Here is a 21,711-nt window from a genome sequence, read left to right as displayed (position 1 = left end):
CTCGACCTTTCGACTCGCCGACTCCCCCCAGCTTACCGCCATCAGAAATACGCTTCCGGTTCCTCCGCCGTTTCCGGACCCTGCGTGCGGGCCGCGATGTGCCTGCCGGTGATCATGTCCTTGTATCCCATTCCCGGACCGACCATGGGATAGACGTGCGCTGATTGGTCCGTCATGACCTCGATGAAGGCCGGGCCCTTGTGGTTCACGAACGCCTCTAGGGCATCGCGCACGTCTTCGATCCGGGTCACCCGGCGCGAGAAGGTGAAGCCGTCTGCCTCGCAGGCTTTGACGAAATCCTTCTTGTGCAGAGTCTTGTCCGACCCGGCATAGCGGTTGGCGTAAAAGAGATCCTGCCACTGCCGGACCATGCCGTCGCCGAGGTTGTTGAGGAGGAGCACCTTCACTGGGATGTCGTACGTCGTGAGGGTTTCCAGTTCGCCCAGGTTCATGCGGATGCTGCCGTCGCCGTCGACGTCGATGACGAGCTTGTCGGGGTTGGCAAGCTGGGCGCCGATGGCTGCCGGGAGTCCGAACCCCATCGTCCCCATGCTGCCCGAGGTTAACCAGGTGCGCGGGTGAACGAAGTCGAGGTACTGGGCGGCGAACATCTGGTGCTGACCGACACCCGTGCTGACGATGGCTTCGCCCCGGGTGATCTCGTTCAAGGTGGAGAGCACGTACTCGGCCTGGATAAGGCGCGACTCGCGGTCCCAGTTGAGCGGGTGGTTCTGCTTCAGGGCGCGAACGTGTTTGAGCCAGCGGCTGAAGTCCTTTTCGAAGCCGGCGCCGGCTTCGATCAGTTGCTCCAGTCCGCGGCGGGCGTCGGCAACGTGGGCCCAATCGACGCGTTTGACCTTACCGATTTCCGATGCGTCGATGTCGAGGTGGGCGATCCTTGCGTTCGGCGCGAATTCCTTGACCTTGCCGGCGACGCGGTCGTCGAAGCGGGCGCCGACGGCGAACAGGAAGTCGCAGTCCTCGACGGCATAGTTCGCGTACGCCGTACCGTGCATGCCGAGCATGTGCAGGCACAGCTCGTTTGTGGTGTCGATGCCGCCGATACCGAGCAGGGTGGTTACCACGGGGATCCGAAAGCGCTCCGCAAAAGCGCGCAGGAGTGGCGCGCTGTCGCCGTTAATGACTCCGCCGCCGGCGTAGATCAGCGGGCGCTCGGACCGTGCCAGCAGGGCATAAAAGGCCTCCGCGTCGGCCGGCGACAGCGTTGCGTTCTTCAATTCGTGCAGACGCTCTTCGTAGCCGCGCATACGCAGCAAGCCGGAGCCCTTGAACACGTGCCGGAGTAGCTGGACGTCACGCGGCAGGTCGACCACGACCGGACCGGGGCGTCCGCTGCGCGCGATGTCGAAGGCGCTGCGCATCACCGCTTCGACCTTGGTTTCGTCGGTGACGAGGAAGACATGTTTGGCGCAGGCGGCCATGATGTTGAACACGGGCGCTTCCTGGAAAGCGTCGCTGCCCATGGCGGCGCGCGGCACCTGGCCGGTGATCAGGACCATCGGCACGGAATCGGCCTGGCAGTCGCGAATCGGGGTGAGCGTGTTGGTGGCGCCGGGCCCGGAGGTCACCACCGCGACGCCGACGCGGCCACTGGACCGCGCAAAGCCGGCGGCCATGAATCCGGCGCCCTGTTCGGTGGCAGGGACAATCAGCCTGATCTCCGCTCCGGGGTGACCATCGTTATAACGAAAGATGGCATCGTAAGTCGGCAGGATGGCCCCGCCACTGTACCCGAACACCGTATCGACACCTTCGTCGGCGAGCACCTGAACGAGGATGTCGGCGTTGCTCATGGTGGTGCCGGCCAGTGGGTGCGGCGCGGCGGTCCTGGCGCCGCCCGCCTCCCCTTCGGGGGCGGCAGCAAGACCGATCGATGCCGGCCGGGACGATTTCGCGGTAGCCATACGGAACTCCTTGGAAACTGCAATTGGTGTCCGAATGTAGCTTACATCCACGACGGACGCCAAATGGGTTTCCGCACCGCCAGCCGCCCGCGTTCGGACGGCCGTGGAAAGGAGATGCCGCGGCTTCGGGGGCAAGGCGCGGCGGCGCGCCCTACCCCAGGCCCAACTCCCGGTCGGCCGCTTCCGGATCGTGGGTCTCGAAATGAATGATCTCGAGCTCTTCGAACGCCGAGCGCACGCGGGGGGTCAGCAGCCCGAGCTTCTTGATGTTCGGAACAATGCGCGAAAACAGCGCCTGCCGAAACATCTTCATCACCGGCGACGCGAGCACTAGCTGGCGCACCTCGTCGACGTTGAACCCCATGTAGCGGGAAACCTCTAACGCGAGCAGGCGGTCGCGCATAAGCGTACAGCCCTCGATGACGAACTCCTCGCGCACCCGCCGTTCGTTCTCGGGCATGTCGGTGTAGAAGTCCCGCAGCGACAGTACTCCGAAAGCCACGTGGCGCGATTCGTCCTTCATGACGTAGTGCAACAGGTCCTTGACCAGCGGCTCGCGGGCCATCTGATACATGCTGGAAAAAGCGGCCATCGCCAGCCCCTCGACCAGGATCTGCATGCCGAGGTACTTCATGTCCCAACGCTGGTCGCAGATTATGGAGTCGAGCAGCTTCTTCAGGTTGACGTTGATCGGCCACTCCCATTCCAGCTTGGACTGCACGTAGCGCGCGAACACCTCGACATGGCGCGCCTCGTCCATGGTCTGCGTGGAGGCATAGTACTTGGCGTCGATCCACGGCACCGCCCCGACCAACTGAGAGGCGACGATCAGTGCGCCCTGCTCGCCGTGCAGGAACTGCGACAACTGCCAGGACAGCGTCGCGTGCCGCATGTGCTTGCGCTGCTTGATGCTGAGCTGCTTGTACGGACCGTAGTCGTCGAGCGGGTTGAAGGCCTGCGGGATGATCTCGCTTTCGGGGTCGACGTGCGTGTTCCACGCGAGCTGCGTGGTGCCGTTCCACTGCTCCCGCTTGGCCTTCTCGTAGAGGTCACGCAGGCCGTCTTTCACGGTCCCGTATTTCCACGTGTAGTTCGTATCGAAGGAGGTGAGAATGGTTTCCAACTCGGCATCCGTTCGCGGTGCCGATGGGATCACGGGGGCGCTGGCCATGGGTCCGTCTCCTTTTCTAGCCGGGGACAACCCCGGAACATGCCAACTGCTAGCCGACCCGACCGTACCGGCACGATCAAACTGAGTCAAGGCATATCCGAATATGACGTTAGGTTCAGTTTTCACTGATATGGATCACCCGCTTTCTGTGCCCCGTCGTCTCGGGGTGCTAGGATGCGCCGGGTGCGAGCCACGACCAAGCGCAACGTGCGCCGCGGCCTGCGGACCCCGCAGCAGGAGCGGAGCCGGCGGACCCGACAACAAATTCTCGCCAGTGCCGTGCGCTGTTTCGAGGCCCAGGGGTATGACCGCACCACGACGGTGGCGATTGCCCGCCAGGCAGGGGTCGCCGTCGGAACCCTCTACGGATATTTCCCGGACAAACGCGCCATCCTGCTCGAGGTCCTGCAGTCCACAACCGCCGAAATCGTCGACCACACCATTCAGCGGCTCGACCCCGCGTTGTGGCGCGACGCCGACCCGCTCGCCAGTGTGCGATCGCTGATCGACGCGCTGTTCCATACGCGGACCTTCAATCCGGGCATGCAGCGCATTCTGTGGGAGCGCTACTTCAAGGACCCGGAATTCCGCAAGGCCGTGGAACGTAGCGAGCAGCGCGTGCGCTCGGCACTGACGGCACTGTTTGCGGCGTTGCGCGCCAAGGGACGGCTGCGCATCGACGACATCGAGACGGCGGCATTCGTTACCTACACCGCCGTCGAGTGGACCGCGTCGCGTCTCGTGCTCGGGTCAGCCGGCGCGGACCTCGACGCCGCGGTGGCAGCGGTGTCCGACATGGTCTCCCGGTTCGTGTTTCGTGACGCACAGCCCACCCGCTGAGCACGACCTACCACCCGTACCGTTTCGCCCGCATCAACTCCCTCCGCTCACGGAATCGAGTCGCTGAACCTCGATCCCGAGTTGGTGCGCGCTGGCGCTGGGTAAGTGGCGCTGAAGCACCGGCCGGCGTAACTGCGGCCCAGTTGCACTGTAATCGCCGAACTGTAGCCGAGGGGCAGCGGCCCCGGCATGTCCAGCCCGCTACCCTTGCCATTAATCTGCACCTTTGCGGTTCCAGTCCCGGGGACCAGCTTGACGCTGGCGATGCTGTCGCCGTTGCCGTTGCGCAGGCGGTACTTGTACGTCCCGTTCGAACTAACCGACCAGCACGGGTCACCGTCGCAACTGCCGCCGGGATCGACGGTTGCCGTTGTCGCCAAAGTGCCGTCACGGTACACGCAGAGGGCATACTGAGGATCGCCGGCCACCGGGTCGCCGAAGTCGGCTTGCGCGGCGGTACCCTTCAGCCACTTCCACGTGAACGTGTCCTTCGTCGAGTCGCCGGGGTCTTGTTTGAACCGCAGCGTAGACTTGCCGGGCGCCTCGCAGTACTGCGATGGAGTCGCGGCGCACCCCGGCCCCAGGCACGGCCATGGTTCGGCCATCTCGACGGCGTCGAGCGCGTAGCCAACCTCGACGCAGTCTGCGGAGCTGATGCCGGCCACGCCGATCAAGTCGCTGCACGCCTGACGGATCGCGGCGTCGTTGTCGGCGAGGGTCGAGGTCGGTGCGAGGTATTGGGTCAGCGCACGGTACATGACCTTGCCGGCCTTGATGAGGCCGATGCCGATGACGGTGAAGCCGTTGTACGTGCCTCCGTCCACCATGAGCGCGTAAGCATGGTTGTTGATGCCGCTGTTGGAGTGCACACCACCGGCGTCGATCGACCCATCGTTACAAATCAGCCAGCGGATATCGCCGACGCGGCCCGGATCGGAGCGAAGCGGAGGGTCCATCATGTTGCGGAAGCCGCGGAGTGGCGGGAAAACGTCCTCGCCGATCGCCCAGCGAACGTCCGAGGCGTCGTTGCCCCCGGGCGACAACAGATCGACCGTCTCGCCGAACACGTCGGAGTACGACTCGTTCAACGCGCCCGACTGCATGTAATAGAATAGCCCGGCCTCGTACTGCGTTACGCCGTGGGTCCACTCGTGAGCCACGATGTCCTCGACCGCGAATGTCTCGCCGTAGATCGTTTGCGCGCCATTCCAATAGGCGTTGAGACAGGGGCACCCGCAGCCCGGGGCGCAGTAGCGCACACTGCCGATCATCGATGCCCCGAAGCCGTCGAAGCTGTCGCGGCCATGCTCGCTGAGGAAGTAAGCGTACGTGGCGCCAGTGTAGTCGTAGAGATTGTCCACGAGGGCGTTGCCCGTCGCCGGGTCGCCTTCAACACGTACCAGCGTTCCGGGGAGAACACCGGAGTTTCCCGCATCGTAAATCAATCGACTCAGTGCATCGGGCCGCTGGTTGAAGTGCAGCAGGATCTCCGCAGTTTGCGCGTCAACCCAGATATACTCCAGACGCGATGGGGTGCTCGCTTCGACAAACCAGGCGAGTCGAGAGCGGCCCATGCCGCCCTCGAGCAAGCCGCGGTTGAAGATCTCCAGCCGCGGTGTGGCAAGCTGTCCGGCGGCTTCTCCGAGAGATTCGGCCAGCAGGCGTTCGGCAACCAACAAGGCGTCGGCGGCGCTGACCACCGGCGTGGTATCGACCGTCGCCGCGTCGGGCACCGTCTTCGCCGTGACCGCAGTCACCGCGGCATTGCGCAGGTGCACGCCGATGCGCGTCCCGGTTACCGGCACGCCCCGGACCATCTGCTGCAGCCGGACGTGCTCGAGGCCGACCTCGTCGCTGCCACTGATGCGATCGACGGCGACTTCGTCGTCCGGCCCGAGACCGAGCGCAGCCCCGTACGTTCCGAGAAAGGCGCGCGCCCGCTCGGGGGCGGGCGCGGAAGCCGCCGTCGCGACCGGGATGCCCCCGCCTGCAGGAGCTGAAACAAGTGCCGCGGTGCCGGTTGCGGGAGCGAGTCGCACGCGCAGTGGCGCGCCGGCGGCGCGGACCAGCGCATCGACTGCCTGTCGCACGGCTGCCGGAGCGTCTTTGTCACCCATGGATGTCGCCGGAACGGCCGCCACGACGACAACCAACGCCACAACCCGCATGATGGTGTGCCGCATGTTTCCCCCGATCACGGTCCGATGCGTTAACGCCTGTTACGGTTCCGGAGGTGGCCCCCTCCCAACACCGCACAGAAGTAACCGATCCGTACCACCATCGTGGCAAAATCGTCAATGATTCTTTGCGCGCCCCGGGTCGATCTCTGGACTCTTCAAAGATAAGAAGAGGGCCGCCGGAGGACGCGAGGCGAGTCGTCAGCGGGAGGACATCCGCAGCCGACGTCCCTGGCGTTCTCGGAGAGAAGGGACACGGCATGGCCATGCAGACAACCGGGCAGCGCCCCATGCGGCGGTCGACACTGTGCATCCACGCCGGCACGTATCACGACGAGCGCACCGGTGGAGCGTGCAGTCCCATCTTTACGTCGACGGCGTATGCCTTCCCCAACCCCGACAACGAGAACTACTACCCGCGCTATTTCAACACGCCGAACCAGCGCGTTGTCGAGCACAAGATCGCCGCCCTGGAGGAGGGGGAAGCGGCGCTTGTGTTCGGTTCCGGCATGGCAGCCATCGCCACCCTGCTGGTCTCCCGTCTCGTGCCCGGCGATCATGTGATCTTCCAGACCGAACTGTACGGCGGCACATTCCTTCTTACCCAGGAGCTGAAACGGATCGGCGTCGCCATATCCTTTGCGAGCACGGTCGACGAATTCGCGGCGGGAATACGGCCCGAAACCCGGGTGATTTACGTCGAGTCCCCGTCCAACCCCCTGCTGCGCGTCGTGAACCTGGACGCCATCGCGCAGCTCGGGCGTGCCCACGGGGTGCTCACGGTCGCCGACAACACTTTTGCCACCCCGATAAACCAGAACCCGCTGGCCAGCGGCATCGACGTCGTCATCCACAGCGCGACGAAGTACCTCAACGGGCATAGCGACTTGAATGCCGGCTTCGTCGTCGCCTCGCGAGCCGTCATCGCGCGCGTCACCGAATATGCCGTCAACCACGGTGGCATGCTCGACGCGCACGCGTGTTTCCTGTTGGAGCGCGGGCTCAAGACGCTCGCGTTACGCGTCAAACAGCACAACGACAACGCCGCCGCCCTGGCGGAGTTCCTGCGCCAACACCCGGCGGTCGAGGCGGTTCACTATCCGGGACTGCCCGATCATCCGGACCACGCCGTTGCGGCGCGCCAGATGCGGGGTTTCGGCGGCATGCTCGCTTTCGAGCTGCGCGCGGCCGCACGCGTCGACGAGGTGCTGGCCGGCTTCCGCCTGGTCATGCCGGCGTTGAGCCTCGGCGGCGTGGAGAGCCTCGTGTGCATTCCCAGCCGTACGTCGCATCGCAAGATGAGCCCCGCCGAACGGCAGCGCGCCGGCATCGGCGACGGTCTGGTGCGCGTCTCGGTGGGCATCGAAGACATCGAAGACTTACTCGACGACTTCGCCGGCGCGCTGGCCGCCGTCGAGCGCTGATTGCGGCAACCCCGCTCGAAGCCGCCCGCGGACGTCCGGCAAGACACCGCCCGGGTCGAGATCGGCCGCGGATGCGGCCGGCGTTCACTCCTCGGTTTCGACGGCTTCCACCTCGAAGCCCATGTCGGTGATCATCCGCTGCGCTTCGGCCGCTGCCTGGCCGGGAGTGGTCAGGTACCCCTCCACGAAGATCGAGTTGGCGGCATACAGCGCCAGAGCCTGAAACCAACCCAGATTAAGCTCGCGTCCGCCGGCCACGCGGATTTCACTGCGCGGATTGGTGAAGCGCATCAGGCACAATGCCCGCAGGCACTTCCCCGGCGTCAGGTCGCGCCGTTCGCCGAGCGGGGTACCGTCGATCGGGTGCAGGAAGTTCACCGGCAGGGAGTCGACTTGCAGCTCGCCGAGAGCGAAGGCCAGATCCACGAGGTCGTCGTCGCTCTCGCCCATTCCCACGATGCCGCCGCAACAGGTGTGCAGGCCAGCGCGCTTGACGCTGCGCACCGTCTCGACCCGCTCGTCGTAGGTGTGCGTGCTGCACACTTGGGAATAGAAACGGCGGCTCGTGTTGAGGTTATGATTCACGTAGCCGATACCGGCGGCCTTTAACTCCCGCGCCTGCGCCTCGGTCATCAGCCCCAGCGAGACGCACAGCTCGAGCTGCGGGAATTCGGCCTTGATCGCGCGCGCGGCGGTCATGAAGCGCTCGATGTCCGGGGCGCTCGGACCACGGCCGCTGGTGACCATGCAATAGCGGCGCGCGCCGGTCTCGACGGCACGGCGCGCGGCCAGCTTCAGATCCTCGACCGAGTCGAGCCGATAGCGCGGGATGGCCGCTTCCGACACCGCGGACTGCGAACAGTAGTTGCAGTCCTCCGGACACAGACCGCTACGCGCGTTCTTCAGGACGCAGATCTTCACCTTCCTGGCGTGGTAGCGTTCGCGAATTCGGAAGGTGGCGTACAAGAGATCGACCAGGGCACCGTCGGGTGCCGCCAGAACGGATGCCGCTTCGGCACGGGTGACGCCGGCTCCGTCGAGGACGGCCTGCGCCAGCGTGTGGAAGGTGCTCGACGACGTCGATGAGGCGGCCACGGTTTGCATCGCCGCAGAGCTACCAGCGGCCCCCAGTTGCCGCAAGGCCGCGGCCTCGACAACCGGGGCCACGATGCCCCAGACTGCCGGCGTATGCGCTGGCTGAGGGAACTGCGAACGGCGATCAGGGAGTTGCTGGGTGTGGTCCCGACGCTCGACTTGCACGGCTACGGAGTGCGCGACGCGCTCGCCGAGGTCGAGGGCTTTCTCAGGCACGCCCGGCAACACGGCGATCGGTGCGTGCGGATCGTTTACGGCAAGGGGCACGGCAGCCCGGGCGGCCGGGGCGTCCTGCGCGAGGTGGTGCCGCGCTGGCTCGAACGCGAGGGTGCCGCGCTGGTCGAACGCTATCGCCGCCTCCCCGACCCGACGGGCGGTGACGGGGCGGTCGAAGTATGGCTTCGCGAGCAAGCGTCGGAACGCACCCCCGCTCCGCGTTGACTCCTCAGCGAGGCTTACCTAGCCTCCGCGACGACGCCGACCGCGGCGAAAGAACCCGAAACGGGGAGCACTCAGTGGAAGCGGACCAACGGAAACCGAACGGTCTACCGCACGCACGGGCGGGCGCAATCCGCGTTTCGGTTTGGACGCTGCTCGTCCTGGCCGGAGCGATTGCCGCAACCGGCACGGGCGCGGGCTGCGCTTCGCACCGCCCGGATACCTCCGCGCTGCACGTCGACCGGCTCATCGACCTTTCGTACGCGTTCGGTCCCGACACGATCTACTGGCCGACCGGAGAATCGTTCAGCCTCGAGCGTGTCGCATACGGTCCGACCGCGGGCGGCTACTGGTACGCCGCCAACAACCTCTGTCTGGCGGAGCATGGCGGCACTCATATGGATGCGCCGATCCACTTCGGGCGCGACAAGGACACCGCCGATCAGGTGCCGTTGCGGGCGGGTATCGGGCCCGCCGTTGTGGTCGATGTGCGCCGGCAGGCGGCCGCCGATCGAGACTACCGCCTCACGGTGGCCGACCTTGCAGCCTGGGAAGCCGAGCACGGGCGCATCCCGCCGGGAGCGATCGTCGTCATGTTCAGCGGATGGGGACAGTACTGGGGCAATCGCAAGCGGTATCTGGGTACCGATCGGCAGGGCGATACCGCCAACCTGCACTTTCCGGGCTTCTCGTCGGAGGCGGCGGAGTTCCTGGTCGCGCAACGTGACGTCGCGGCCATTGCGGTCGACACCGCCAGCATCGATCATGGCCCATCGACCGACTTCGCCGTGCACCGCATCATCAACGGCGCGAACAAGCCGGCGTTCGAGAACGTCGCCAACGTAGATCGGCTTCCGGCCCGGGGCGCGACGTTCATCGCGTTACCCATGAAGATCGCCGGGGGTAGCGGCGGTCCGACGCGCATCGTCGCGCAACTGCCGTAGTCCTCCATGACCGTACGATTCCGGTTGGCGTTGAGCGCGGTGTTCGGCGCGATCGTGGCCGGCGGCTGTTCCCCCAACCGGGACGGCGGCGGCCGGTTGCCGCCGCGCCTGGTGTTTGCCTCTACCGCGTACGACGTCGGCACCGTGCGGCAGGGCGATTCGGTCGCCGCACGTTTCACCTTCCGCAATGCCGGCAACATGCCCTTGCTCGTCGAGCCGCCGCAGGCCGGTTGCGAGTGCGAGGCGGCGACGACGGCGACGGTGCTGGCGCCGGGCGCCGAGGGTACGATCGAGTTGCGGTGCTCGACCCTGCAGGTCGCCGGAGCGCTGTCGCGCACCGTCACCGTCTACGCCAACGATCCGGGACAGCCGGCAACGACGCTGACGCTCACTGCCGACGTTCGACCGGTGGCGATCGCGGAGCCGGCGGCGGTGTACCTCGGCCATGTGCAACGCGATCAGGAAATCGACATGGCGACCAGGTTGCTCGCGCCGCGGGATTCCCGTGGCCGGTTCGGACCGGTGGAAGTGGACAGTCGCGTCGTCAGTGCGACACTGGCGCCGCTCGCGCCGCGGGACATGCCGGCCGACATGCGGGGGACACAGCTCCGGCTCAGGATCGACCGCGCCGCGCCGCTGGGGCCGTTTGCGACCACGGTGCGCGTGGCGACAGGTCAGGAGGCGGTTCCGATGTTGGACGTGAAGGTGGCGGGAATCGTCGACGGGGCGGTTGCATGGTCGCCGCGGAAGATCGACTTCGGACGCGTTGCCGCCGACGCGGAGGCCACGCGGGTCGTGGAAATCCGGAGCACCACGAATCGGGCGGTGTCGATAACCGGAGCCAGAATGGAGCCGGCGGTGGGGCGAGTGGATACGGAAACCATGCGACCGGGCCGTCGCTATCGCGTCACGGCCCGGCTCGAGGGCAGCGCGGTGCGCCCACTTCCGCCGGGACGTTTTCAGGGCAGCGTGGTGATCGACACCGACGCGGGGGACCAGGCGCGGGTCGAGGTGCCGTTCACCGCACGCGTGGTGAAGCAATGACCCGAAAGGTACGGGCGGGACTAATCCTACCCGCGGGTCGGCAGTTCGACGTCGTCGGGTTCGGGCTGAACAGCATCGATCACCTGTGCGTGGTCGAGCGCCACCCGCGGCTGGACTCGAAGCAGGCGCTGGTGGCCTACGACCAGCAGCCGGGCGGGCAGGTCCCGACGGCGCTCGTGGCCTTGCAGCGCTGGGGGTTGCGTACCGCGTATGTCGGCGCCTTCGGCGACGATCCAGGCGGCGTGGTGGCTTGCAGTGCGTTGGCGGCCGAGGGTGTGGACGTGACGGCGACCCTGGTGAGGCGGAACACGCGCCACCCGGTCGCCGTGATTCTCATTGACGGCGTCAGCGGCGAGCGGTCGGTGCTCGGGGCCGGGGTGCCGGCCATGGCCCTGGCGGACGAAGAGCTGCCGCAAACGCTGCTGACCGCCGGGCGGGTGTTGTTGATGGATGCCGCCGACGCGCAGACGGCGGTGCGTGCGGCGCAGTGGGCGCGGGCGGCGGGGGTGCTGACCGTTCTCGATGTCGACGTGCCCGGGCCCGGCATCGAGGCTTTACTGGCGGTGACCGACGTGCTGATCACCGCGCGGGAGTTCGTCGAGCGGCTTACCGGGCAATCCGACCTGCGTCGTGCCCTGCGTGACGCGGCCCGCCGGGGGCCGTGGTTCGTCGGCGTGACGCTGGGCGCCGGCGGCGCCCTGGCACTGGTCAACGGGAGGATGCACTACATTGCCGCCTATCGGGTCCGAGTTGTGGATAGCACGGGGGCGGGGGACATTTTTCATGCGGGCAGCATCTACGGACTCCTGCAGGGCTGGGATGCCGGCGAGACCCTGCGCTTCGCGGCAGCCGCGGCAGCGCTCAAGTGCGAGCGTCTCGGCGGACGCCCAGGCATCCCAACCGTCGAGCGCGCTCTGGAACTGGCACGACATCGCTAGACCCGGCGGGAGCGGGGCTCCTGGGGGTTTGAGGGCGTGGGGGCCTGGGGTTTCGAGGCCTGAGGGCGTATCGGCATCGAGGCAGGTCGTGGCTTTGGCCACGGGTGCCGAGCCCGTCGCGGGGGAGATCGATACCGATACCGATAGCGACCCCGACCCCGCCCGTCGCCAACGATCCCGGCACCACCCTTCTTCCGGCGGCAGGTTGTCGTCCTTCGGCAGGCGCCTACGTACCCGGAGGTCCACTCGCTCTGGGTTCTTTCTCAGAACCTGCAGGCCACCGCGGCGACATCTGATCTTACGAAGGTCACCGGAGCCCCGGATGACCGCGCCCTGCTCCGGGCGGAGCATCAGTGCGACCTGCATGTGGCGATGCTCGTCCAGGGACAGCTCTTTCGCTGCGTCCTCGCGGTCCGCTCGAGCCGCCGGTCCGGCTCGACAGATCATGGCCGCTCGGCGCCATCGAGTTTCCCGAGATCACGATCGAAGGTTCCGAGGGGAACATGTCCCGCCTTCCGGGCAATCTCCAGAACGAGGCAATCGGAAAAGCCAAGCGATGGCTTGTGTCGAAAGTGCGCCAGCGCCGCCGTGACTACGTCCGCATCCTGGAGCGTGAGACTCCGATGATTCAGAAGCATGTCGACGGCGGTGGCGCGCTGTTCCGCGTCGAGCTCGTAAACCGACTCCAGGACCCACAGCGTCTCGGCGAGAACCAGATGCGATATCCAGGCACCCTTCGCCACGAACGACTCCGCCGCCGTCATCTGCTTCGGATCGTCGCGGGCGATGAGACGCACCAGGACGTTGGTATCAACTGCGCGCATGCCTCTTCCGCATGTGGCGCCGAATTCCTTCTTTGAGTTCAGCCAGGCTGCGCGGTTTCGGAGCCTCGACGAACAACTGCCGATGAATCTCCTCCGAGCTGTATCGACCTGCCCTGCGGACCACGATCCTTTCGCCGTCCTCGTCCCATTCCAACACGGAACCGGGGCCGAGCCCCAGCTTCCGCCGTACCTCCGCGGGAACCGAAATCTGTCCCTGCGCGGTCACCTTCGACTGTGCGAGCACCATGCACCCCGTATCGCACATTACCGCAGTAATGACAATCCTGACAGAGACGGCCTTGCCGGGTCAGGCGCCGCCAAACGGCATGGCGCTGAGCCGACGGCGCAACGACGGTGGCGACAAACAGCGGCGCTCGAGCCGGCCCGCCCGCGCGGCCTTTTCGGCCACGGCTCAGTAGTGATAACGAGCTTGCAGGAAATCGATTCGGTCGGCGCGCACCAGGTAGACCAGACGATGCTCCTGCGTGACTCGGCGCGACCAGGTGTTGGGCGCCAAATGGCGAAGCGGTTCTGGTTTGCCGATACCGCGAAACGGGTCTCGCAAGACCGCCTCGACCAGATCGAGAACGCGAAGGGCAACGCGACGGTCGTTCTCAACCCAGTACCGTAAGTCTTCGCGGAACTCGGGCTGGAAGACCGCATCACGGTCAGTCGCCTTTCTCGTCAAGCCCGACCTCGTGCCGTAGCGAGCCGACCGACCGCGGCCGTCCCCCGCGGGCTCGGGCCCGCGCCAAAGCCTTCAGGAGTCGTTCGGCGTTGCGGGGTGAGCGCAACAAATGCGCCGTCTCCTGCAAGCTGCGGAACTCCGCGGCAGAGACGAGCGCGACGTCATCAGCCCCGCGACGGGTGATGATCACCACCTCGTTGTCTCTTGCCGCGGCATCGCACAACTTCGCCAGCTCCGCCCGTGCCCGGGTGTATGTCGCTTGAATCGCCATGGTGTACAGGAACTCTGTACAATTCCGAGAGACCCGTCAAGGTTCTTGAACAGGGCAAACAGCCGAACACGCTCCGCTTGAGCCGCCGGCAGCAGCGCGCCGACCTTCAATCCCTGGTTCTATCTGGTCAACGGCGCGGGACTGCCCGAGCTGGTCTCGACGGCCCTGCCGAACGTCCTCGCCGTCACCGCCGACGCACTCGACAACCGTGGCCGAAGCCACGGCCTGACTCGCCACCATTACCGCCCCCCCCCACGCCCTCACGCCCCCAAACCCCCGGCCCCCAAAAGGCCTTCTCCCACCCACTACGGCGCTCAGTCCGCGGCGAACCGCCGGGCCGCGGCGCGGACGGCCTCGGGTATCCGGTGTGGGCGTCCGTCGTCGTCGACGATGGCGTGTACGGTGCGGCCGCCGGCCAGCATTTCGCCGTCTTCGCGAACCAGCTCGTACTGGATCTCGAGACGCGCCGCACTGACCCCGGGCATGGCAGCGCGAATGACGACCACGTCATCGTAACGTGCCGGCCTGAGATAGCGGCACTGGACGTCGACGACCGCCAGATAACGGCCCTGGGCAACGAACTCCGCCAGAGGCGTACCCATGACGCGCAGGAGTTCCGTCCAGCCGATCTCGAACAGACGCAGGTATGTTCCGTTGTACATGATGCGCATCGGGTCGCAGTCGCCGCAGATGACTCGATAGCGCGCCACTTCGATAAACCGGGTCTCGGTCACAGGCGCCGGAAGCTAACCCCGGTGTGGCGCCCAGGCAAGCGGTTTGCCCGACGGCGACGCGAGCCGGCGACGTTGCGAGGGCCGGGACGAAGGTGTAGGGGCCGTTCGTGGACAGCGCTCACGCAATGTTCCCGGTCGCTCCGACGGCCGCGTACGGAAGCCGGGTACGTCGGGTCGGGTGGCTCGTAACATGTGCGGCGCTCCTGTGGGGTTCGGGCGGGTCCGCCGACTCCACAGGCGTCCCGGAGAGGATGCGGGCGGAAATCGTCGCCACCTATCCGCACGATCCGGCCGCATTCACGCAGGGACTCCTCCTGCACGACGGCAAGCTCTACGAGAGTACCGGACTTGTCGGACGTTCCAGTCTGCGCGAGGTCGAGCTGGTCACCGGGCGAGTCCTCAGGCGCATCGACGTGCCGAAGCCTTACTTTGCCGAGGGCATCGCCATCGTCGACCAACGGCTCTTTCAGTTAACCTGGCAGAACCACGTCGCCTTCGTCTACGACGCCGACACGTTCGCCGAGCGCGAACGGTTCGCGTATCCGACCGAAGGCTGGGGTCTGTGTTTCGACGGCCGGAACCTGGTCATGAGCGACGGCAGCCACAAGCTGTTCGTCCGCGATCCGCGTAATTTCGACGCCAGCGGCGTCATCCTCGTCACCGAGCAGAACCGGCCGGTGCAGAATCTCAACGAACTCGAATGCGTCGGCACCAACGTCTATGCCAACGTCTGGGAAACCGACGACATCGTCCGCATCGACCGGCAAAGTGGGCGGGTCACGGCGCGCATCCGCCTGCCCGATCTGCTCGGCGCCGCCGAGCGCCGCAAGGCCGATGTCCTGAACGGCATCGCTTACGATCCCGACTCCGATACATTCCTCGTCACCGGCAAGTTCTGGCCGAAGGTCTTTCGCGTACGCTTCGTTCCCGCAGGGTCAGAGGCGAAGTGAATGGCGGTACGTGACTTGCAATTTGAACCCCTGCGATGAACCATCGCTGCATCAGCAGTCTCTGCCTCAGCCTTTTCCTGTCCGTCTGCCTTCCATCCGCAGCCGTCCGCGCCGCCACTTACTACGTCGCACCGACCGGGCTCGACACCAACCCCGGCACCCAGGCTCTGCCCTGGCTTACGCTGCAGAAGGCCGGTGACGTGGCCGCCGCCGGCGACACCGTAATCGTCGTCCCGGGCACGTACGTCGGTTTCCGCACCCGCAACACCGGCACGGCCCTGGCTCCCGTGCGCTTTACGGCGCAACCGGGGGTCGTCGTCAACGCGCCCGGTGCAGCCAACAGCAACGGCGACAACATCTGGGTGCGCAACGTCGACTACGTCGTCCTCGACGGCTTCGAATGCACCAACGCTACCCGCGCCGGAATCGCCGTGCAGGGCGAACCCGACGCCAATTCCACCGGCGTCGAGATCCGCAACTGCCACTGCCACCACAACTCGCGCTGGGGCATCTTCACCGGCTTCGCCCGCGACCTCGTCATCGAAGACAACGAAACGTCCTTCTCGGCCGTCGAGCACGGTATCTACGTCTCGAACAGCGGCGACCGCCCGGCCGTGCGCCGCAACCGCGTCCACGACAACCGCGCCTCCGGCATTCAGCTCAACGCCGATCCCCTGCTACTGGGAGACGACCCCAACGATCCGCAAGGCGACGGCATCATCGAAGACGCCACCATCGAGGCCAACGTCATCCACGGCAACGGCGCCGGCGGCGGTGCGGCCATCAATCTCGCTTCCGTGCGCTCTTCTGCGATTCGCAACAACCTGCTCTACGACAACCACGCCAGCGGCATCGCGGGCTGGGACGACGGGGAAGGCAGCAACCTCTACGGCACCCGCGACAATCGGATCGTCGGCAACACTATCGTCCAGGCCTCGAACGGCCGCTTCGCCATCGTGCTGCGCAACGGCAGCGTCAATAACGCCGTCTTGAACAACATCCTCCTCCATCTCGGTTCGCGCGGTAGCCTCGAAGTCGAGGCATCGAGCTTCGCCGGGCTGGTTTCCGACTACAACATCGTGACCACCGTCTTCTCCGACGACGTGGATTTCCTCTCCCTGACCGAGTGGCGCGCGCTCGGGTTCGACACTCACTCGATTGTCGCCGCCGCCGGCGCGGTTTTCACCGATACGATTATGGCGAACTACCGCCTGAAGGCCGGTAGCCCCGCTATCGATGCCGGGACCGTGGTGGCCGACCTGCCCACCGACCTCGACGGTCAGCCACGGCCCCAGGGTAACGGCTACGACATCGGCGCTTACGAACGCGCGGCGGCATCCACTCCCTCCCTCACGCCGTCGCTGACGGCGACGTCGACGCCGCTTCCCTCGGCCACGCGCACCAGTTCGCCGACGCGAACCCCGAGCCCGTCGCCCACGGCGGTTACGGTCGCGGTCGCCGGACAGGTTCGCCACGAGCCGTCGGGAGCCGGCCTCGACGGAGTCACCGTCGCCCTGACGGGAGATACGACCGGCAGCACAACCACCGGCGCCGGCGGCGCGTACAGTTTCGCCGCGGTTCCCGCCGGCACACTGAGCGTCACGCCGCGGCAGCTCGGTCGCCTCAACGGCGCGGTCTCGGCGCTCGACGCCGCCTACGTGTTGCAAGCCGTGGTCGGGCTGCGCACGTTGACCGCGGAGCAGCAACTCGCGTGCGACGTGAGTGCCGCGAGCGGCCTGAGCGCCCTCGACGCCGCCCTGATCCTGCAACATAGCGTCGGTCTCATCGCCCGCTTTCCGGTCGCCGTCGCTTGCGATTCGGACTGGTTCTTCCTGCCGAACCCTGCCCCCGCGGCCAATCAGACCGCCGTCAATCCCGTCGTCGGCGGAGGCGCCTGCCAGCCCGGACGGATTACCTTCTCTCCGCTCGCGGCAGTCGCCAGCGATCAAGACTTCCTCGGCCTGCCTGCGGGCGACTGCACCGGCAACTGGTTGCCCGCCGGTGCCGGCGTCAGTACGCCCGGCAGCAACGGGCATATCCGCCTCGGCCGTCCGCTTCCTCGAGGCCGTGGCGGAGCGCTCGTGCCGGTCGCCCTGGTCGGCGCGGGCGCCGTGCACGCGGTCGACATCGATCTTGCCTACGACCCGGCGCTGCAGGCCGTACGCGGCGTGCGGCGGCTGAGCCGCAACCCTGACGTTCTCGCAGCGGCGCATATCGGCGCCGCGGGAACCCTCTCGATCGCGGTCGCAAGCGCACATCCCCTGGCGCCGGGTCCCCTGCTGGCGATTCTGCTGGAGGATACTTCGCGGCCTCCCGGCGCCACCCGGCCGCTCGCGCTGCGAGCCGTCCGCGTGGAATCGGTGCCGTAGGCAGGGCCTGACCGATCTCTCATGCAGGGACGAATCGACGTTGGACTCGTCTCGGTCCGCGAGATGTCCGGTCCGGCGTGCGCGCGGTTCTGGAAGGACCGATCGGCGATTTTCAGGAGCTGCCGTTGCCCGGGCCGATTGGACGGGAGACCGTGGCGCTTGCGGACTGGCAGGAGGTGCTCGATTCAGAGCCGCGCGGACCCTGCGCCGGCACGGTCGACTTCGCGGCCGCCATCTGGCTAGATTGAGAGGATTTCTCGTCCGCGTTGCTTTACCGGTCCTATGACTGCCGCGCGCCCCAGCCCACCGCCTACCGACGATGCGCACATCGTGTTCGACCGGGTCCGCATGGCGTTCGGCAACCGCACCGTGTTCAAGTCGCTCAGTTGCGCGTTCCCGCGCGGCAAGATCACCGTCATTCTCGGCGGCAGCGGCTCGGGCAAGAGCACGGTGCTGCGGCTCATCGGCGGACTGGTCCGCCCGCAGAGCGGGCAGATACTGGTGGACGGCGAGGACATCACGCGGCTTTCGGAACGGCAGTTGTTCAGGGTGCGACAGAAGCTCGGGATGATGTTCCAGGGCGGGGCGCTGCTCGACTCGCTCAGCGTGTTCGACAACCTGGCGTTTCCGCTGCGGGAGCACATGCATCTGGGAGAGCCGGAAATCGCCGGCGTGGTGCACGATTGTCTCGATGCGGTCGGCCTGAGTGACGTCGACCGGCTGCTGCCGGGGCAGCTTTCCGGGGGCATGACCAAGCGCGTGGCGCTCGCCCGCGCCATCATCCGCAAACCGATCGTTCTTCTCTGCGACGAACCGTTCTCGGGCCTCGACCCGATTTCGGCGCGGCGAATCGAGGCTTTACTCGCCAGCATCAACGACCGGTACCGGATGACCATGGTGGTCGTCTCGCATCACGTTGCCTCGACGATGCGCATGGCCGCGCACGTCCTTGCGCTGCTTCCCGACGGCTCGTTTCAGGGCACCCCCGGAGAACTGCAAGACAGTGCCGACCCGCGCATCGTCAGCTTCCTCAGGGAGGACATCGACGAGTATCTCGCCGCGGTGGAGCTTCCCGTGGAGATCGCGCCGGGAGCCGGGGCATGACGACGTTCGTTCACGATCTCGGCTGGGCCACGCTGCGATTCGTCGACGACCTCGGGCGGATGGCGGTTTTCGCGGCGCACATCGTGCGGTCGGTGATCACGCCGCCGATCCGGCTGCGGCCGTTTGTCGACGAGATCTTCAAGCTGGGCGTGTTGTCGCTGGTCATCATCTGCGTGAGCGGCGTCGCCGTCGGCATGGTGCTCGGACTGCAAGGCTACAACACGCTGGTTCGCTTCGGCGCCACCGAATCGCTCGGTGCGGTCGTGGGCCTCAGTCTCATCCGAGAGCTGGGGCCCGTACTGACGGCCCTGCTCACGACCGGGCGTGCAGGTTCGGCGACGACGGCAGAGATCGGCACCATGGTGGCCACCGAGCAACTCGACGGCTTGCGGATGATGTCGGTCGACCCGGTGCACATGGTGGTCACACCGAAGGCGCTGGCGATGGTGGCGGTCATGCCTTTGCTCTCGGCCTTGTTCATCGTCGCCGGCCTCTTCGGCGGCTACCTGGTGGGAGTCGGACTGATGGGAGTCGACAGCGGCGCTTACATGAGTGGCCTGGAGAACGCCGTCGTTTTCGACGACGACGTCGCCGGGAGTCTGTTGAAGGCCTGCGTGTTCGGCGTTCTCGTCGGGCTGATTGCAACGTATCGCGGCTACACCACCGCGCCGACGTCGGCGGGGGTAAGTGCGGCGACGACTTCGACGGTGGTGGTGGGTTCCGTGAGCATACTGATCTTCGATTACTTCATTACTGCGCTGTGGGGAGTGTAACCGCATGAGCCGATCCTCGACGCGCGACCTGCTGGTCGGGCTTTTCGTGCTGGCCGGTCTCGGCGCCATAGCTTACCTGTCCTTCAGTGTCGCCGGCTTCGGGCGTAATTCGAACGGTGGCCTCATCCTGTTCGCATCCTTCGATCAGACCGGCGGCCTGAAGCCGCGGGCTCCGGTCGAAATCGCCGGGGTGAAGGTTGGCCAGGTGTCGTCGATCACCTTGGACAAGAACTCGCGGGCGCGCGTCGAACTCAACCTGGACGCGAGCCTGCAACTGCCGGTCGATACCACGGCATCCATCATGACCGCGGGTATCCTCGGCGATCGCTTCGTCTCGCTGCAGGTCGGCGGCGACGATCAGACTCTGCGCTCCGGCGAGGAGATCGGCTTCACCGAGTCGGCCGTGCTCCTCGAACGCCTGATCGGCAAGCTCGTCCACAACGTCAACGTCGGCGGGAACGATGGGAAGGAAAAGAAAGAATGACGAGGGGGGGCGGGGCCTGGTGGTGGTTGACCCTCGGACTTGCGTTGGTGACACTGAACGGGTGCGCGGCAAGCCGAACGCGACCCGACTACGACCCGCTCGAATCGTTGAACCGAAAGGTGTTCTGGTTCAACGACACCCTGGACGTCTACGCCATGGAACCGGCGGCGAGGGTGTGGCACTGGGCGCTGCCGGATCTGGCGGAGCGGTCGATCTCGAACTTCTTTGCCAACGTCCTCTTCCCGATCGAGGCGGGCAACTGCGTTCTCCAGCTCAAGCCCGTCGCGTTCGCGAAGAGCGCGGGCCGGTTCGTGGTGAATACGACAGTCGGCGTGGTGGGCTTCTTCGACCCGGCCACCGGATGGGGGCTCGAGCGACAGCGCGAGGACTTCGGGCAAACCCTCGGCTACTGGGGCCTCGCGCCCGGCGCGTACGTTGTCCTCCCGGTGCTTGGGCCGTCGAATCCGCGCGACATGGCCGGCCTCGTCGGCGATTACCTGATGAGCGTGTACCCGTTCTTCATCGGCGACTTCTGGTTTTACGCCACTACGGCGACGGCGGTGAACTTCGTCAACGCCCGGGCGCAGTTCCTCGAAGAGATCGAAAACGCCCGGGCCGCCTCGCTCGACTACTACACGTTCGTCCGCAACGCATACTTCCAGCGGCGGCGGGCGCTGATCGACGATTCCACGGAACCTGCGCGGAAGGAAACCGATTATGAAGAAGACCTCTATCAGATCGAGGACTGATAGGGCGCTGCGAGCGCCGGCGCGAAGCGCTCCGCGGGCGGCGAACGGCGGGGGCGGACGACTGTATTGCCGAGTCGCGCTCGGCGCCGCGTTCCTGCTGGCCCTCGTCAACGGCGGGCTGCCGGCACGCAGCTCCGCCGCCCTCAGCCCCCAGGAAGTGGTCGACGAGACCAGCACGAGGGTGGTGTCCATCCTCAGCAACAACGGCCTGTCGTCGGAAGAGAAGCGCAAACAGATCGAAGACATCGTCTACCAACAGGTCGATTTCGAAACCCTGTCGCGCCTGGTGCTGGCGCAGAACTGGAAGCGACTCTCCGCGGCGCAACAAGAGGAGTTCATGCAGGAGTTCCGCAAGCACCTGTCGGTTACCTACGGGCGCAACATCGATAGCTACAAGAACGAACGGGTGCAGATCGTCGGTGGACGCGAGGAGGCGCGCGGCGACTACACGGTCCTCAGCCGAATCGTCCGCGGCGGCGGTTCCCAGGACATCGTCGTCGACTATCGCCTGCGACAACGGGAAGGCCAGTGGCGGATCATCGACATCATCGTCGAGGGAGTCAGCCTGGTGTCGAATTTCCGCTCGCAGTTCCAGGACATCATCGCGCAGGGCGGCCCGCAGAGGCTTATCGATTTGCTGCGGGAGAAGAACCAGAAGGGCGAACCCCTGAAAGAGGAAGCGCCGATCGGCGGCCACCGCCCCTCGTAGCCGGGGCCGGCCGTTTCTCGTCGACCAACAATTTTCGGCTTACAAGTCGGCACGGAACCG

General features: G+C 66.2%; 23 protein-coding genes. 14 read left to right on the top strand and 9 right to left on the bottom strand.

Annotated features, from left to right (window positions below; translation table 11 throughout):
- Positions 1 to 41: 41 nt before the first annotated feature.
- Both ilvB and L6Q96_12335 read right to left on the bottom strand, forming a co-directional pair.
- The gene (ilvB, locus tag L6Q96_12340; protein ID MCK6555348.1) at positions 42 to 1,814 is read right to left on the bottom strand and encodes a biosynthetic-type acetolactate synthase large subunit; all 1,773 of its coding nucleotides are present in this window, start codon (positions 1,812 to 1,814) and stop codon (positions 42 to 44) included.
- 262 nt (positions 1,815 to 2,076) lie between these two features.
- Complete coding sequence (locus L6Q96_12335) at positions 2,077 to 3,096, bottom strand: ferritin-like domain-containing protein (GenBank protein MCK6555347.1); 1,020 nt, start codon at positions 3,094 to 3,096, stop codon at positions 2,077 to 2,079.
- A gap of 183 nt (positions 3,097 to 3,279) precedes the next feature.
- Between L6Q96_12335 and L6Q96_12330 the strand changes: the two genes are divergently transcribed.
- A complete protein-coding gene (locus L6Q96_12330; protein MCK6555346.1) occupies positions 3,280 to 3,936 on the top strand; it encodes a TetR/AcrR family transcriptional regulator in 657 nt (218 codons plus the stop codon).
- A gap of 47 nt (positions 3,937 to 3,983) precedes the next feature.
- On the opposite strand, the gene L6Q96_12325 is transcribed toward L6Q96_12330, so the two are convergent.
- Positions 3,984 to 6,119, bottom strand: a complete 2,136-nt coding sequence (locus L6Q96_12325) for a M4 family metallopeptidase (GenBank protein ID MCK6555345.1) — start codon at positions 6,117 to 6,119, stop codon at positions 3,984 to 3,986.
- A 254-nt stretch (positions 6,120 to 6,373) separates the two neighbouring features.
- Here L6Q96_12325 and L6Q96_12320 point away from each other — a divergent pair, with 254 nt between their 5' ends.
- Positions 6,374 to 7,537: a PLP-dependent aspartate aminotransferase family protein gene (locus L6Q96_12320; protein ID MCK6555344.1), complete on the top strand. Its 1,164-nt coding sequence runs from the start codon at positions 6,374 to 6,376 to the stop codon at positions 7,535 to 7,537.
- A gap of 84 nt (positions 7,538 to 7,621) precedes the next feature.
- Here the strand turns inward: L6Q96_12320 and bioB are convergent, their stop codons facing one another.
- A complete protein-coding gene (gene bioB / locus L6Q96_12315) occupies positions 7,622 to 8,632 on the bottom strand; it encodes a biotin synthase BioB (protein ID MCK6555343.1) in 1,011 nt (336 codons plus the stop codon).
- 93 nt (positions 8,633 to 8,725) lie between these two features.
- Between bioB and L6Q96_12310 the strand changes: the two genes are divergently transcribed.
- From L6Q96_12310 to L6Q96_12295, 4 genes are all read left to right on the top strand, one after another.
- Complete coding sequence (locus L6Q96_12310; protein ID MCK6555342.1) at positions 8,726 to 9,073, top strand: Smr/MutS family protein; 348 nt, start codon at positions 8,726 to 8,728, stop codon at positions 9,071 to 9,073.
- Positions 9,074 to 9,147: 74 nt separating this feature from the next.
- A complete protein-coding gene (locus L6Q96_12305; GenBank protein MCK6555341.1) occupies positions 9,148 to 10,014 on the top strand; it encodes a cyclase family protein in 867 nt (288 codons plus the stop codon).
- 6 nt (positions 10,015 to 10,020) lie between these two features.
- The gene (locus tag L6Q96_12300; GenBank protein ID MCK6555340.1) at positions 10,021 to 11,058 is read left to right on the top strand and encodes a DUF1573 domain-containing protein; all 1,038 of its coding nucleotides are present in this window, start codon (positions 10,021 to 10,023) and stop codon (positions 11,056 to 11,058) included.
- Entirely contained in the window at positions 11,055 to 11,996 is a 942-nt protein-coding gene (locus L6Q96_12295) for a PfkB family carbohydrate kinase (GenBank protein ID MCK6555339.1), read from the top strand. Before L6Q96_12300 ends, L6Q96_12295 begins: the two co-directional genes overlap by 4 nt.
- A 443-nt stretch (positions 11,997 to 12,439) precedes the next feature.
- Here L6Q96_12295 and L6Q96_12290 read toward each other — a convergent pair whose 3' ends face one another.
- The 5 genes from L6Q96_12290 to L6Q96_12270 all read right to left on the bottom strand — a co-directional run bounded on the left by L6Q96_12290 (position 12,440) and on the right by L6Q96_12270 (position 14,513).
- The gene (locus tag L6Q96_12290; GenBank protein ID MCK6555338.1) at positions 12,440 to 12,820 is read right to left on the bottom strand and encodes a type II toxin-antitoxin system VapC family toxin; all 381 of its coding nucleotides are present in this window, start codon (positions 12,818 to 12,820) and stop codon (positions 12,440 to 12,442) included.
- The gene (locus tag L6Q96_12285) at positions 12,807 to 13,067 is read right to left on the bottom strand and encodes an AbrB/MazE/SpoVT family DNA-binding domain-containing protein (protein MCK6555337.1); all 261 of its coding nucleotides are present in this window, start codon (positions 13,065 to 13,067) and stop codon (positions 12,807 to 12,809) included. Before L6Q96_12285 ends, L6Q96_12290 begins: the two co-directional genes overlap by 14 nt.
- Before the next feature lie 165 nt (positions 13,068 to 13,232).
- Positions 13,233 to 13,508, bottom strand: coding sequence for a Txe/YoeB family addiction module toxin (locus tag L6Q96_12280; protein MCK6555336.1), 276 nt, complete (start codon positions 13,506 to 13,508; stop codon positions 13,233 to 13,235).
- The gene (locus tag L6Q96_12275; GenBank protein MCK6555335.1) at positions 13,489 to 13,779 is read right to left on the bottom strand and encodes a type II toxin-antitoxin system Phd/YefM family antitoxin; all 291 of its coding nucleotides are present in this window, start codon (positions 13,777 to 13,779) and stop codon (positions 13,489 to 13,491) included. The genes L6Q96_12280 and L6Q96_12275 overlap by 20 nt, the downstream gene beginning before the upstream one ends.
- 314 nt (positions 13,780 to 14,093) lie before the next feature.
- Positions 14,094 to 14,513, bottom strand: coding sequence for an acyl-CoA thioesterase (locus L6Q96_12270; protein ID MCK6555334.1), 420 nt, complete (start codon positions 14,511 to 14,513; stop codon positions 14,094 to 14,096).
- Positions 14,514 to 14,764: 251 nt separating this feature from the next.
- Here L6Q96_12270 and L6Q96_12265 point away from each other — a divergent pair, with 251 nt between their 5' ends.
- From L6Q96_12265 to L6Q96_12230, 8 genes are all read left to right on the top strand, one after another.
- Positions 14,765 to 15,463 (top strand): glutaminyl-peptide cyclotransferase, encoded by a 699-nt coding sequence (locus tag L6Q96_12265; GenBank protein MCK6555333.1) that lies wholly within the window; start codon positions 14,765 to 14,767, stop codon positions 15,461 to 15,463.
- 35 nt (positions 15,464 to 15,498) lie between these two features.
- Positions 15,499 to 17,832 (top strand): right-handed parallel beta-helix repeat-containing protein, encoded by a 2,334-nt coding sequence (locus tag L6Q96_12260; protein MCK6555332.1) that lies wholly within the window; start codon positions 15,499 to 15,501, stop codon positions 17,830 to 17,832.
- A gap of 77 nt (positions 17,833 to 17,909) precedes the next feature.
- Complete coding sequence (locus L6Q96_12255; protein MCK6555331.1) at positions 17,910 to 18,080, top strand: hypothetical protein; 171 nt, start codon at positions 17,910 to 17,912, stop codon at positions 18,078 to 18,080.
- Positions 18,081 to 18,162: 82 nt separating this feature from the next.
- A complete protein-coding gene (locus L6Q96_12250; protein MCK6555330.1) occupies positions 18,163 to 18,936 on the top strand; it encodes an ATP-binding cassette domain-containing protein in 774 nt (257 codons plus the stop codon).
- A complete protein-coding gene (locus L6Q96_12245; GenBank protein ID MCK6555329.1) occupies positions 18,933 to 19,709 on the top strand; it encodes an MlaE family lipid ABC transporter permease subunit in 777 nt (258 codons plus the stop codon). Before L6Q96_12250 ends, L6Q96_12245 begins: the two co-directional genes overlap by 4 nt.
- Positions 19,710 to 19,713: 4 nt before the next feature.
- Entirely contained in the window at positions 19,714 to 20,193 is a 480-nt protein-coding gene (mlaD, locus tag L6Q96_12240) for an outer membrane lipid asymmetry maintenance protein MlaD (protein MCK6555328.1), read from the top strand.
- Positions 20,190 to 20,942 (top strand): VacJ family lipoprotein, encoded by a 753-nt coding sequence (locus L6Q96_12235; protein MCK6555327.1) that lies wholly within the window; start codon positions 20,190 to 20,192, stop codon positions 20,940 to 20,942. Before mlaD ends, L6Q96_12235 begins: the two co-directional genes overlap by 4 nt.
- Entirely contained in the window at positions 20,911 to 21,651 is a 741-nt protein-coding gene (locus L6Q96_12230) for an ABC transporter substrate-binding protein (protein ID MCK6555326.1), read from the top strand. The genes L6Q96_12235 and L6Q96_12230 overlap by 32 nt, the downstream gene beginning before the upstream one ends.
- Positions 21,652 to 21,711: the final 60 nt, after the last annotated feature.

It is taken from the genome of Candidatus Binatia bacterium (assembly GCA_023150935.1).
In the GTDB taxonomy this organism is placed as follows: Bacteria; Desulfobacterota; Binatia; order HRBIN30; family HRBIN30; genus JAKLJW01.
Note: the sequence above shows the minus strand (reverse complement) of the source record. Positions and strands in the feature narration are given on the sequence as shown.

Bases quoted from the DNA above. Each gene is read 5' to 3' on its own strand.
- ilvB (MCK6555348.1), bottom strand. From the start codon at position 1,814: ATGAGCAACGCCGACATCCTCGTTCAGGTGCTCGCCGACGAAGGTGTC.
- L6Q96_12335 (MCK6555347.1), bottom strand. From the start codon at position 3,096: ATGGCCAGCGCCCCCGTGATCCCATCGGCACCGCGAACGGATGCCGAG.
- L6Q96_12325 (MCK6555345.1), bottom strand. From the start codon at position 6,119: ATGCGGCACACCATCATGCGGGTTGTGGCGTTGGTTGTCGTCGTGGCG.
- L6Q96_12320 (MCK6555344.1), top strand. From the start codon at position 6,374: ATGGCCATGCAGACAACCGGGCAGCGCCCCATGCGGCGGTCGACACTG.
- L6Q96_12310 (MCK6555342.1), top strand. From the start codon at position 8,726: ATGCGCTGGCTGAGGGAACTGCGAACGGCGATCAGGGAGTTGCTGGGT.
- L6Q96_12300 (MCK6555340.1), top strand. From the start codon at position 10,021: ATGACCGTACGATTCCGGTTGGCGTTGAGCGCGGTGTTCGGCGCGATC.
- L6Q96_12295 (MCK6555339.1), top strand. From the start codon at position 11,055: ATGACCCGAAAGGTACGGGCGGGACTAATCCTACCCGCGGGTCGGCAG.
- L6Q96_12290 (MCK6555338.1), bottom strand. From the start codon at position 12,820: ATGCGCGCAGTTGATACCAACGTCCTGGTGCGTCTCATCGCCCGCGAC.
- L6Q96_12285 (MCK6555337.1), bottom strand. From the start codon at position 13,067: ATGGTGCTCGCACAGTCGAAGGTGACCGCGCAGGGACAGATTTCGGTT.
- L6Q96_12275 (MCK6555335.1), bottom strand. From the start codon at position 13,779: ATGGCGATTCAAGCGACATACACCCGGGCACGGGCGGAGCTGGCGAAG.
- L6Q96_12265 (MCK6555333.1), top strand. From the start codon at position 14,765: ATGCGGGCGGAAATCGTCGCCACCTATCCGCACGATCCGGCCGCATTC.
- L6Q96_12260 (MCK6555332.1), top strand. From the start codon at position 15,499: ATGAACCATCGCTGCATCAGCAGTCTCTGCCTCAGCCTTTTCCTGTCC.
- L6Q96_12245 (MCK6555329.1), top strand. From the start codon at position 18,933: ATGACGACGTTCGTTCACGATCTCGGCTGGGCCACGCTGCGATTCGTC.
- mlaD (MCK6555328.1), top strand. From the start codon at position 19,714: ATGAGCCGATCCTCGACGCGCGACCTGCTGGTCGGGCTTTTCGTGCTG.
- L6Q96_12235 (MCK6555327.1), top strand. From the start codon at position 20,190: ATGACGAGGGGGGGCGGGGCCTGGTGGTGGTTGACCCTCGGACTTGCG.
- L6Q96_12230 (MCK6555326.1), top strand. From the start codon at position 20,911: ATGAAGAAGACCTCTATCAGATCGAGGACTGATAGGGCGCTGCGAGCG.